The sequence below is a fragment of the Hyphomonas sp. NPDC076881 genome (genome assembly GCF_050269995.1).
GTDB lineage: Bacteria > Pseudomonadota > Alphaproteobacteria > Caulobacterales > Hyphomonadaceae > Hyphomonas.
This window is the reverse complement of the sequence record NZ_JBNNJJ010000005.1, coordinates 191038-202801: the sequence shown is the minus strand read 5'-3', so window position 1 is coordinate 202801 and position 11764 is coordinate 191038. Positions and strand designations below refer to the sequence as shown.

Here is an 11764-nt window from a genome sequence, read left to right as displayed (position 1 = left end):
TTTCCCGAAGGTCCAGCCTGTCCGCAATGTCATCCCCTGCGTCAAGAGCGCCGATTTCTGCACTCACCGAATGGTGGACTGCAATGGGCGTTACTGTTGACGAGCCTCTGGTGGAGGCTCTGCTGGCTGCGGCGCCTGCCGTTGCGGAAGCCCCTGCGGCTGCCGAGCAGGCCGAAGTGCCGGTGGTCCGCCGCCGGGGCGCCCGCAGCGTTACGGACTGGATTCGCGAGGCCGAGCGCATTGCCGGAGAGTGCGCCACCATCGATGATCTGGCCTGCGCCATCGGCGATTTTGGCGGCAGCCCGCTCAAGGCAAGCTGCGAGAATACGGTGGTTTATGATGGCATTCCGGGTGCCAGCCTTATGGTGATCGGGGAGGGCCCGGGCGCCGAAGAGGACCGCAGGGCCAAGCCTTTCGTGGGCAAGGCAGGCCAGCTGCTGGACAAGATGCTGGCTGCCATCAACCGCCACCGCACGGAAAATGCGCTGATTTCCAACGTCAATTACTGGCGCCCGCCGGGCAACCGGAACCCGGAACTGGATGAACTTGCCGTCTGCCGGCCCTTTGTGGACCGGATGATCGAGATTACCCGCCCGAAGCTGATCGTGGCCGCAGGCGGCGTTCCGGCCGTGTCGCTGCTGGGTAGCCGGGACGGCATCATGAAGCTGCGGGGCAACGAGTATACCTACCGCACGCCGGGCGGTTACACTGCGGCGCTGATCCCGATGCTGCATCCGGCCTATCTGCTACGCCGCCCGCAGGACAAGAGCCGGGCCTGGCGGGACCTGCTGCTGATCGAAAAGCGGCTGGGGGAACTGGAAGCCTAGTCCTCCAGCGACTCTTCGGCTTTCTTGTCCACCAGCTTGCGTTCCTGCTTTTTCCTGCGGACGAATTCTGCCGCGATCTCACCGCTCTTGTCGGGGCCGATCACGTCTTTTGCCACCGGGAAGATATCTTCTTCCTCTTCGTCGATATGGTGCTCGTAGCGGTCTTTCAGCGTCTTGAAGCGCGTCAGCCAGCCGGGGGAGCTCATATCCATTTCGTTGAGCTCCTGGAGGATCTCGTCCAGCTCGTGATGCTCGGCCACCGAATGGCGGCCTTCGGGCTGGCCGTCAGATTTGGCGATCAGTCCGCTGTAGAAGCTTACTTCCTCAGCCGCCGCGTGGGCGCCGACATCGTAATAGAAGGTGTGCCAGAGCGCGCGCCGCGCCTCCGAATCGCCACTGGTATCCTCCAGCTGCGCCAGCAGTTTGCGGTGTTTGTCATGATCAGACTTCAGCTCTTCATAGATCGTCGCCATCTGCGGACTCCTTGACTAAACTGCCGAATGAACGCCTCAGCTGGCCTTTGCGTTCCGCCCTTGCGAAATCTCACCGGAAACACTGATGCCTGCGCCGCTCTCCATCATCATTCCGGCACTGGACGCGGCGGCAGACCTGCCACTGTGCCTGGAAAGCCTGATGCCCGGCCTCGAAGCAGCCCTGATCCGTGAGGTGATCGTTGTGGATCAGGGCTCGACTGACGCGACGGTGAAGATCGCCGAGGCCACCGGCGCCCGCGTGGTGACCGCTGTGGGCGAGCCCGTCCCGGCAGGCGTAGCAGGGGCGCGCGGCGACTGGTTGCTGATCCTGCCAGCGACCACTGCCCTGTCGCGGGAGTGGACCGAGCGCGCCGGCGACCATATCGACACCCGCCCCGGCAAAGCGGCCTTCTTTGAACTCCGCTACAGGTCAGACGACCGCCGTGCCCGGGCCCTGGAAAAAGACGCGGCCCGCTATTCGGAAAAGCTGGGCCAGCCTCTGCCGGAGCAGGGGCTGCTGCTCTCCCGGCGTCTGTACGCGGACGTATCTGGCGCAGGCGCCCTCGACGGCCCCGGCCTTGTCCGCGCGCTGGGCAGGGGGCGGCTGATCCAGCTTAACGCGCAGGCGCGGGCTTCCGCCACAGACTTGGAAAAGTCTGGCTGGAAGCGCCCCCGGCCATCGGGCGGTGGTTATTGGCGCACCCTGTTTGCGGCGAAAGGAAAAGGCCGATGAGCGACCCGGAAAAATCCATCGAGCTGTTTCGTCAGGAGGGGGAGGAATTCCGCTCCGTTCGCGCGTCGCTCCGGAACGGCGAATTCGTCATCGATACGCAGGACATGGGCAAAAGCGTCGAGGAATGCTGGGGCGACAGCGACTATGAGTTCTGGACGATTGTGCCGAAGGAGGCCTGGGGTCAGCTTCTGATGGCGCTGTCCATCGAATTCCTTGCCAACGATCCGAAAGCCACTGATCGCCTGCGCGACATCTGCCTCACCCATGGCGTGCCCCACACATGGGATCGCTGGACCTAGCGCGCCTCTGCCCACCACGCATCGCTGGCAAAATCATCGGCGTGGCGCGTGCGCAGATATTCGGCGAAGGCATCAAGATCGGTCACGCGGCAGCCATAAGGCCCGTCCTTTTCAAGGCCATACTGGATGAGCTGGGATGAGCTGGCCTGGCTGCAATCGGGCACAGCGACTTCATATTCCCGCATGCCAAGGTCGGTATCCTTGAGTTTGCGGGCCACCACATAGCCCCATGCCTCCTGATCGCCCTCACCGGACAGATCGGCCTCGCCCAGCCAGATCGTCTCACCGCCTGCCTTCATCAGAGGGCGGAAGCGCACGGCGATCGGCTTTTCATCCTCGCCATCCTCAGGATTGGGCAGGATCAGATAAGCATCCTCCTGAAGCGTTGTCTGATGGCAGGGTTCATTCGCATCGAGGCAAAAGGTCAAAGGTCCGTCATGGATGTGGATCCCTTCTCCGATCAGCGGCTTGTCGGAAAGGAAACAGCCCGCGAGCAGCAAGGCGGCGCAGCTGGCGGCGAAGACCCTGAATATGCTGAGCATGAAAGGTGTGTCCATGTTTGCAAGCGCAGTATCAGCTTCTATTCCGGCAAAACAAAGGCTCCTCCGGGTGAGGGCCTATCTATCCGGCGGCAAATCCCACAGAAAGCGATCTAAAAGTTCTTGATTTGTTCTTTTTTCTCTGGCTTTGTGGCGGGTATGCGTACGGGACAGAAACTGAAGAAATCAGGACGGGTCACGCTTCTCGACACAACGGGCGTGGCAGAGCGTTTCGAGCATCGGGGGCGTGGCGCCATCTCGAATCAGACCGGGCGGTATGAACGGGAAACGCGCCACGCCTTTGACGATGGCTGGGACACGATAGAGGACGGGGCAGAACGGCTGGATACGCAGGTGTTCGATGAGGTTGCCCGCTCCATCATCACCTTCAACAAGTCGCCGGACATTTCGTTTGACCGGACGGTGAACCCCTATCGGGGCTGCGAGCATGGCTGCATCTATTGCTTCGCGCGGCCCACCCATGCCTGGTCGGGGCTCTCGGCCGGGCTGGACTTTGAAAGCAAGCTGTTCCGCAAGACGAATGCGGTGGACCTGCTGGTGCGGGAGCTTTCCCGCCCCGGCTATGTCGTGCGCCCGATTGCGCTGGGCATGAATACCGATGCCTACCAGCCGATCGAGCGGGAACAGCGTCTCACGCGCCAGCTTCTGGAAATCCTCTCGGCGCATAACCACCCCGTCAGCCTGCTGACGAAGTCTGCCCTGATCCAGCGCGATATCGATATTCTGGCCCCGATGGCGGAGAAGGGGCTGACACGGGTGGGGGTGTCGATCACGACGATGGACCGGAAACTCGCCCGCAAGATGGAGCCGCGCGCGGCCACGCCGGAGCGGCGCCTGGAAACGGTGAAGGCCCTCTCCGAGGCCGGTATTCCGGTGGCTGTAATGACGGCGCCGATCATTCCCGGCCTCAATGATCACGAGATCGAAACCCTGATCCAGGCCGCTGCCGATCATGGCGCGCGGGGTGTTGGGTATGTCGTGCTGAGGCTGCCTTTCGAGATCAAGGATCTCTTCCATGAATGGCTGGCCCAGCATGCGCCCGACAGGGCCGCGCGCGTTATCAACACGCTGCGCGAGATGCGCGGCGGCAAGGATTATGATGCCAATTGGTTCGAGCGCGGGGTGGGCCGTGGGCCGGTGGCGGAACTGATCCGTAACCGGTTTGTCCGCGCGGCGTCCCGGCTCGGGCTCAACCAGCCAAGGCCGCCCTTGCGAACCGATCTTTTCCGTCCGCCCGGCGCGCCTTCCAGTCAGCTCAGCCTAGATTTCTAGGTTTCCTCAGATGGCGCGGTCTCCACCCGGCCGGAGGCAACCGGTGCCCAGGGGCAGAGACGCCGCTCCGCCTTGAGCGCGGCTTCCGCCACGCGCCGCATGCGCCGCGCCCGCAGGAGCGCCGCTTCCATCGCATCGACACTGATGCGCCCGGCAGCGGCGCTGGCCAAAAGGTTTTTCTTGATGCCCTCATACGCTTCATCGACCTCATCCATTTCTGTGTCGAATTCAGTCTTGAAGGCGTCGGGGTCCCCTGCCGTTGTTTCCAGTGTGGCGAGGACGCCGGCTCTCAGCCGGTCCCAGGCTGGTCCGCTCGTGAGGGCTTCGGGCGGCTGCGCCCCTTCGGAGATGGCAGCGCCCTCGGCCACGGTTTCCTCGACATGATGGATGGAGCGGATCAGGTCCGGCAGGGCGTTGACGACATCGGAAGGCAGGGGTTGGCGGCTGAGATCGGCGATGAAATCCCGGATGGATTGGCCGAGCGCCAGAATGCCTGCATCGCCATTTCCATTAAAGGATATTTTCGTTGCCGGAGACAGGCGGGCTTGGGTACTCGCAAAGGCGAGCGTCATCATCCGCTGGATTTCCAGCACCAGGCCGCGCAGAGCGAGTGCGGGCACGGCGGCCAGCGTCGGGTCCAGATGCGCCGGGCGCCCGATGCTTTCCTCCGGGGCGACATAGCGTTGCTGCAGCCAGTCAACGAGGCGTCCTGCGAAGGGCCAGATAAGCACCACACCCAGCACGTTCAGCAGGGTGTTGAAGATCGCCAGCGTCAGCGGCTCATCCTTGCTGTCCGCCAGAAGAATATCCGCGAGCCAATGGCTGGCGGCAACCAGAGGGTAGAGGAGCAGGAAGGCCGCGATGCCGGAATAGATGTTGAACACGATATGGGAGAGGGCAACACGCTTGGCCGCCGGGGTGGCGCCTGCCGAGGCGAAGATGGCGGTGGTGGTCGTGCCGATATTGGCGCCGATGATGCCGGCGGCGGCCAGCTCCAGTGGCAACCCGCCCCCGGCTGTGGCTGTCAGGATGATGGCAATCGCCGCGCTTGAGGATTGGGCGAGCGCGGCCAGCACCATCCCGAACACAAGAAAGGCGAAAGGCGCAAAGAATCCTGCCTGCGACAGATCAAGCGTCTCGAACCAGGGGAGAAGCGTCTCGAACGCGCCCTTCAGAATGCCGATGCCCAGGAAGAACAGGCCAAACCCGGCCAGCGCCTGGCCGGTTCCGGAAATACGCGGGCGCTTTGTGCCCAGCATCTGCGCCAGAACCCCGAAACCGATGATCGGCAGGGCAAAGGCGCCGATGTCGAGTTTCAGCCCCACCAGTGCCACCAGCCAAGCGGTCATCGTGGTGCCGATATTGCCGCCGAAGATCACCCATACGGCATGGCGAAGCGTCAGAAGTCCGGCATTCACGAACCCGATGGTGGCGACGGTCACCGCGCTGGAAGACTGGACAAGGCCTGTCAGCAGCGCGCCGGAGATGAGCCCGCGGGCCGGTGTGCGCGTCCAATTCCGCAGGATGGCGCGCAGGCCGTCGCCGGCGGCCAGCTTCAGCCCTTCTGTCAGCATCGACATGCCCAGCAGGAACAGGCCAATCCCGCCCAGCAGTTCCAGCGCCAGCATCATCTCAAATCCACTCCTCACGCGCCGCCGGTGACACGCTTTTGTAACCGCTGACCCTAAGGACGAATATGGCAGCGGAGCAAGAGACCCCGCATTAACCCACAAAAGGCAGTTGGTAACTTTCCGGAAGGTTTTCGTACACGCGCTGGTAACCGACGCGATTCAGGGTCGCCTGTAACAGTCACAGTAGAGTCGCGGGGCGAACGATCCATGACCATCCAGCGTAACACGATCATCCAGGGCGATTGCATCGAGGTCCTGTCCCGTATTCCGGACAAGTCCGTCGATCTCGTCTTTGCTGATCCGCCCTATAACCTCCAGCTTGGGGGCGGGCTCACCCGTCCGGACCAGTCCGTGGTCGATGGTGTGGATGATGAATGGGACAAGTTCGCCAGCTTTGACGACTATGATCTGTTTACCCATCAATGGCTGGAAGAATGCCGCCGTGTGCTCAAAGATGATGGCGCCATCTGGGTGATCGGCTCCTACCACAATATCTTCCGTGTCGGGACGGTGCTTCAGGATCAGGGCTTCTGGATCCAGAATGACGTGATCTGGCTGAAATCCAATCCGATGCCGAACTTCAAGGGCACCCGCTTCCAGAACGCCCATGAGACATTGATCTGGGCCGGCAAGTCCAAGGACAGCCGCGTCACCTTCAATTATGATGCGCTGAAAACCTTCAATGAAGACAAGCAGATGCGGTCTGACTGGACCATTCCGCTCTGCACCGGCGGCGAGCGCCTGAAGGACGAAGCCGGCCGCAAGGCGCATCCGACGCAGAAGCCGGAATCGCTGCTCCACCGCGTGCTGCTGGCCACCTCCAATCCGGGCGATCTCATCCTCGACCCCTTCTCCGGCACGGGCACCACGGCCGCTGCCGCCAAGCGCCTTGGCCGGGATTTCATCGGTATCGAGCGGGAAGAAAGCTATGCGCGTCTCTCCCGCGCGCGGATCAAGGCGATCACGCCGCTGGAAGGGGAAGTGCTGGAAACCGAGCGCAGCAAGAAATCCCTCGCCCGCGTGCCCTTTGGCGCGCTGATCGAGACCGGTTGGCTGAAACCCGGCGACCGTCTCTTCTCGCCCCAGCGCCGCCACCAGGCGCGCATCCGTGTCGATGGCTCGTTGACGACCGGCGCTATCACCGGCTCGATCCACCGCCTCGGCGCGCAGGTGCAACAGGCGCCCGCCTGCAATGGCTGGACCTATTGGCACTATGAAACCGAGAAGCGCGACCTGGCACCGATCGACCTTCTGCGCCGGCGTTACCGGGAAGAGATGGGCCTCGCCTGAGGCCCTCCGTTCACGAATAGCTTGTCAGGATTTCGTCAATGGCGCGCTCAAGATCCTTGAGCGTCGCCACATGGCTCATCTGGTTGCAATAGGGCGCATAGCGCGGGATCACGCTGTCGCCCGTGCCCCAGAGGGCGGGGCCTTCGGGGTTCAGCCAGATGGTCTGTTTGGCACGGCCCGCAAAGCCGCTGAACAGATCCAGCCGCGGATCGCCGTAGTTTGAACGACCATCTCCCAGGACGATGATGGTCGTGCGCCGGTCAATCACGGTTTCATGGTCTGTCTTGAAGTCCGACCAGGCCTGGCCATAGCTGGTCGAGCCGAGGCCGAATTCCCGCAGGATTTTCTTCATCGCGCCGTCAAATTCATTCTCTTCCAGAATGCCGCTGACATCGCCCAGCCGGTAGGAGAACGCATAAGCGTGCAGGTCCGGGATCACTTCTTTTAGAGAGTAAAGCAGCAGCAGAAGGAAGCGCACATAGGCGGCCACTGATCCGGATACGTCGCAAACGGCAACGATCTTTGGGCGGTCTTTTTTCTTCTGCCGCCAGATCACATTGAACGGCACGCCGTCATAGCCGGCATTGGCGCGCATCGTGCGGCGCACATCCAGAATGCCGCGAGACGTTTTCTTCCGCCGCTGGGAGTGCTTCACAGCGAGGCGCCTGGCGATCTTGGCGATCAGCAGCTTCATCCGCGCCATGTCATGGGCTTCGAGCGCGGTGAGCCGCTTGGTGGCGGCCACATCGTCGCGGAATTTCTCGGTCTCGCCCGCGCCGAACACTTCAAACGCTCGCTCAGCCCGCTCCCGCGCCGCCATGGTCAGGGCCCGGCGTGCATCGATCATGCGCTGGGCGTCCGCATCGGCCTCTGCGCCAGAGCGTTGCAGCGCCTCCAGCAGCCGCGCCTGCAAGGCTTCCCCACCCATGGCCTTTACCATTTGCTGGGCGTAGTAGGCCGTCTGCGTGGAAAAGCGGATGTCGTTGAGGCCAGCGGCTTCGGCGGCGCGTTCCACGGCTGTCGCGAGCGCCTGTTCATTGCCCGGCTGGGTCAGCGCGATCATCTGCTCTGCCGCGTCAGCGGCGTCCTGCCCGCCGCTTTCGCTGTCGCCAGAGCCATCCTCGCGGTCGTCCGCCTCGCTCTGCGCGCTGCTGCGCTTGTTGCCGGCGGCGAAATAGAGGTCGAACAGCTTGTCGTGTACGTCCTTTTCCGCTTCGGACTTTGCCAGCACGCAGGCGAGCGAATCCTTCAGGAGGCCCCGGTCACCATAGCCGATCATGGCCACGGTGCGGGCCGCGTCCAGCGCTTCGCCGGTTGAGACCTTCACATCCGCAGATCTCAGGGCCCGGATGAAATTGGAGATCTGGCGCTCCATGCGCGCGCCGCCTTATCCAAGGTCCGGATAGCCGGAAGCCGTCCGCCCGCCTGAATCGGTGCCCACCGCTTCGCGCACCATTTTGGGGATTTGCGGAGAGATCGCCGCAATGTCGCTCTCATGCTTGAGCAGCACGTTCAGCGTATCGCGCACGAACTGCTCGTCCAGGCTGCTGGAATGCAGCAGAAGCAGCGTGCGCGCCCAGTCCACCGTCTCGGCAATCGAAGGCCGCTTCTTGATGTCGGCCTCGCGGACAGACTGAACGAACCGGACGAGCTGCGAGAGCAGCGCATCGGAAATGCCGTCCACCCGCGCCCGCACAATCCTCTGCTCACGGACATGATCAGGAAAGCCGATATGCAGGTGCAGGCAGCGCCGCTTCAGCGCGTCGCCCAACTCGCGCACATTGTTGGAGGTGAGGATAACGATCGGCGGAACCTTCGCCCGGATCGTGCCAATCTCGGGCACGGACACCTGATAGTCCGACAATACTTCCAAGAGGAACGCCTCGAAGGCCTCATCGGATTTGTCGATCTCGTCGATCAGCAGGATCGAGCCCTTGTCCTGCTGCATGGCGTTCAGCAGGGGGCGCGCTTCCAGGAATTGCGGGGAGAAGAACAGGTCTTCAAAGTCTGCCAGCTTGCCCAGCGATTTGGAGAGATTGTCGGCCTCGCCGATCAGCTCGTTGAGCTTCTCCTTGAGGATCTGCGTGTAGAGCAGCTGCTTGCCGTATTTCCACTCATACAGCGCCTTGCCTTCATCCAGGCCCTCATAGCACTGCAGGCGGATGATCGGCAGGTCCAGCCAGCGGCCGAGCGAGGCGGCCAGATCGGTCTTGCCAACGCCGGCCGGGCCTTCGATCAGGATGGGCTTGCGCAGGCCATGGGCCAGGAAAACAGCCGTGGAAATCTGCGCGGTGGAGATATAGCCCACTTCGCCGAGCCCTGCGGTAATCGCCTCGATCGAGGTCAGCGGCTCGTAGCCGGAAGTCATGTCTTTTGCCATGCCAAAGGGGTAGGGGGCAGGGCGAAGACTGGCAAGCGCTCACGCTAGGGTAATTGACCCGCTTTGCGGGTGAGCAGCGCCCAATCTTTGGGGCGACAGGGCTGTGGAATAATGATAGCCCTGAACGGGACGGCTTCAGACTGTTGCCCGGGGGCCTACATTGCATAAGTTCTGGCAGGAGTTGAAGCGCCGCAACGTCTTTCGTGTCGCGTCCATCTATGCGGTGGTCGGTTGGCTGCTGATGCAGCTTGGCGTGGTGCTGGAAAGCACCCTCCTGCTGCCGGGCTGGTTCGATACGATGATCACCGTGGTTGTGTTGCTGGGCTTTCCCATTGCGCTCATTCTTGCTTGGGCTTTTGAGATGACGCCCGAGGGGCTGAGGCTCACCGCCAGCGTAGAGCCGGAAGACAGCAAGACGAAATCCACCGGCAAACGGCTTGACCTAATTCTGGCAGGCGCTGCGGCGCTGCTTGTTGTCGTCATCGTGGCAGACAGGATCATCCCCGGCCAGAGCGGCTCTGGGCCGGGCGGCGCAGCCAGCGATCTCTCTCTCGCTGTTCTGCCCTTTGCGGATATGAGCCCGGACAAGGACCAGGAATATTTCGCAGACGGTATTTCGGAAGAACTGCTCAACGTGTTCGCCAAGGTGCCGGAGCTGGAAGTGGCCGGGCGCACCTCCTCCTTCGCCTTCAAGGGCCAGAACCGGGACATACGGGAGATCGGCGAAATTCTGAATGTGACGCATGTTCTGGAAGGGTCTGTGCGCAAGTCCGGCAACCGCGTGCGGATTACTGCCCAGTTGATCCAGGCGTCGAACGGCTATCACATGTGGTCGGAGACTTATGACCGTGAACTGACGGACATTTTCGCCGTGCAGGACGAGATTGCCAATGCCATCCTGACAGAGATGAAGCCCCAGATTCTGGGCAGCCTGAAAGAGAACAAAACTGCGCGGACAGACATTGAGGCCTATGAACTCTATCTGGAGGCCCAGCAACACGCTGCCCAGGGCACGATAGAGAGCTATCAGAAGGCCACCCTTGCTCTGGACAAGGCGTTGGCGATTGATCCTGACTATGTGCCGGCCCTTGCCTGGAGGGGCTATTACGAGCTGATGATGTCCGACGGCACGGGTGCCTATGGCGCCATCCCGATCGAAACTGCCCTGGCGCGTGCCGATGCCTGGATCAGCAAGGCGCACGCTGTTGATCCAGGCTCCGCAGACGTGCTGTTTGCGCGCGCTGGCTTGCTGTCCTTCTCGCCGGACGAGGGCAGGCGCAAGCAGGCGGGCAGCTTTTATCAGCGCGCATTGGAAAAGAAGCCGAACTTCGCCTTGGCGCGCAACGATTATGGCTTCTGGCTGGAAGAACAGAACAGGCGGGAAGAGGCCGTCAGGCAGTTCGAGATCGCACTGGAACATGATCCGGCGCAGACCGACGCAAACATCAATCTGATCGCCATTTACAATGGCCGTGGTGATTTTGCGAAATCCCGCGCCCTGATAGAGCGCTGGTTGACGGTGGCCCCCAATCCAGACCGGGCAACTGCCTCGTTGTCCCATGTCGCATTCGAGATGGGAAATCTCGCCGAGTCTTATGCCTTGCTCAAGGAGATTGTGGACCGCCGTCCGGATGAGGCCGTGCTCCAGCAGAATTTGAACGAGGTGCGTTACGAACTTTGGGATTTTGCTGCGCTGACGGAAAGCGCGGAAGATCCGGCGCGCCCATTTGCGCTTCTGGCAATGGGCAGGAAGGCCGAAGCGTTGATCGTGTCAGCGAGCACCCTCGCCCAGCGGCCTGACTATCGCGATGCGAGCGAGCATCACCTCACACTGCTCTATCGTGCCGGAGAGCTCGATGCGGTCGTGAAACTGTATGATGAACAGTATGGCAGCCTCCAGAGTGTCCAGAGTACCGGAGGAACTCGGGGTGTGCTTGCGATGGCCGGCGCGTTGCAGGCGGGGAACCGGCCGGAGGCCGCAGAGTTCATCCAACGCGCGGCGCAGGCGCTCGAAGCGCGCAAGGCGGCTGGCGAGACCGGCCCGCAGCTCTTGCGGCGAGAGGCCGTTCTTCTGATGTTGCAGGGGAAACAGGAAAGCGCCCTTGCCTTGCTGGAAGAACTGGCTGGGGCAGGCGGCGTCAGCATGACATTCGCGGACCCTGTCTTTGCGCCGGTCAGGAATGCGCCGCGTTTCAGGGCTTTGGTTGAAAAACAGAAGCGCTATATCAATTCCGAACGCGCCACGCTTGGCTGGGCGCCCGCCGAACCGCCGCAGATGTATCCCTGAGAATGTGTTCCG

At 62.2% G+C, this 11764-nt stretch carries 11 protein-coding genes; 6 read left to right on the top strand and 5 right to left on the bottom strand.

Going from position 1 to position 11764, the window contains the following annotated elements:
* Positions 1-83 precede the first annotated feature (83 nt).
* The gene (locus ACQKI2_RS07675) at positions 84-827 is read left to right on the top strand and encodes a uracil-DNA glycosylase (protein WP_427379104.1); all 744 of its coding nucleotides are present in this window, start codon (positions 84-86) and stop codon (positions 825-827) included.
* Here ACQKI2_RS07675 and ACQKI2_RS07670 read toward each other — a convergent pair.
* Complete coding sequence (locus ACQKI2_RS07670; RefSeq protein ID WP_427379103.1) at positions 824-1300, bottom strand: hemerythrin domain-containing protein; 477 nt, start codon at positions 1298-1300, stop codon at positions 824-826. The two genes, ACQKI2_RS07675 and ACQKI2_RS07670, sit on opposite strands and share 4 nt — an antisense overlap.
* A gap of 85 nt (positions 1301-1385) precedes the next feature.
* Here ACQKI2_RS07670 and ACQKI2_RS07665 point away from each other — a divergent pair, with 85 nt between their 5' ends.
* Positions 1386-2033, top strand: a complete 648-nt coding sequence (locus tag ACQKI2_RS07665) for a glycosyltransferase (protein ID WP_427379102.1) — start codon at positions 1386-1388, stop codon at positions 2031-2033.
* On the top strand, positions 2030-2332 hold the full coding sequence (locus tag ACQKI2_RS07660; protein WP_427379101.1) for a hypothetical protein: 303 nt from the start codon (positions 2030-2032) through the stop codon (positions 2330-2332). The genes ACQKI2_RS07665 and ACQKI2_RS07660 overlap by 4 nt, the downstream gene beginning before the upstream one ends.
* Here ACQKI2_RS07660 and ACQKI2_RS07655 read toward each other — a convergent pair.
* Positions 2329-2874 (bottom strand): hypothetical protein, encoded by a 546-nt coding sequence (locus tag ACQKI2_RS07655; protein WP_427379100.1) that lies wholly within the window; start codon positions 2872-2874, stop codon positions 2329-2331. The genes ACQKI2_RS07660 and ACQKI2_RS07655 overlap by 4 nt on opposite strands.
* Before the next feature lie 156 nt (positions 2875-3030).
* Between ACQKI2_RS07655 and ACQKI2_RS07650 the strand changes: the two genes are divergently transcribed.
* Positions 3031-4164 carry a PA0069 family radical SAM protein gene (locus ACQKI2_RS07650; protein ID WP_427379099.1) on the top strand — a complete coding sequence of 378 codons (1134 nt, stop codon included), beginning with the start codon at positions 3031-3033 and terminating at the stop codon, positions 4162-4164.
* Here ACQKI2_RS07650 and ACQKI2_RS07645 read toward each other — a convergent pair.
* Complete coding sequence (locus ACQKI2_RS07645; RefSeq protein ID WP_427379098.1) at positions 4161-5795, bottom strand: Na/Pi cotransporter family protein; 1635 nt, start codon at positions 5793-5795, stop codon at positions 4161-4163. The genes ACQKI2_RS07650 and ACQKI2_RS07645 overlap by 4 nt on opposite strands.
* A gap of 207 nt (positions 5796-6002) precedes the next feature.
* Here ACQKI2_RS07645 and ACQKI2_RS07640 point away from each other — a divergent pair, with 207 nt between their 5' ends.
* Positions 6003-7085, top strand: coding sequence for a site-specific DNA-methyltransferase (locus ACQKI2_RS07640; protein WP_035596042.1), 1083 nt, complete (start codon positions 6003-6005; stop codon positions 7083-7085).
* 10 nt (positions 7086-7095) lie between these two features.
* On the opposite strand, the gene ACQKI2_RS07635 is transcribed toward ACQKI2_RS07640, so the two are convergent.
* Both ACQKI2_RS07635 and ACQKI2_RS07630 read right to left on the bottom strand, forming a co-directional pair.
* Positions 7096-8460 carry a vWA domain-containing protein gene (locus tag ACQKI2_RS07635; RefSeq protein ID WP_427379097.1) on the bottom strand — a complete coding sequence of 455 codons (1365 nt, stop codon included), beginning with the start codon at positions 8458-8460 and terminating at the stop codon, positions 7096-7098.
* Positions 8461-8472: 12 nt separating this feature from the next.
* On the bottom strand, positions 8473-9453 hold the full coding sequence (locus ACQKI2_RS07630; protein WP_427379096.1) for an AAA family ATPase: 981 nt from the start codon (positions 9451-9453) through the stop codon (positions 8473-8475).
* A gap of 172 nt (positions 9454-9625) precedes the next feature.
* Here ACQKI2_RS07630 and ACQKI2_RS07625 point away from each other — a divergent pair, with 172 nt between their 5' ends.
* Positions 9626-11752, top strand: coding sequence for a tetratricopeptide repeat protein (locus tag ACQKI2_RS07625; RefSeq protein WP_427379095.1), 2127 nt, complete (start codon positions 9626-9628; stop codon positions 11750-11752).
* The last annotated feature ends 12 nt before the right edge of the window (positions 11753-11764 follow it).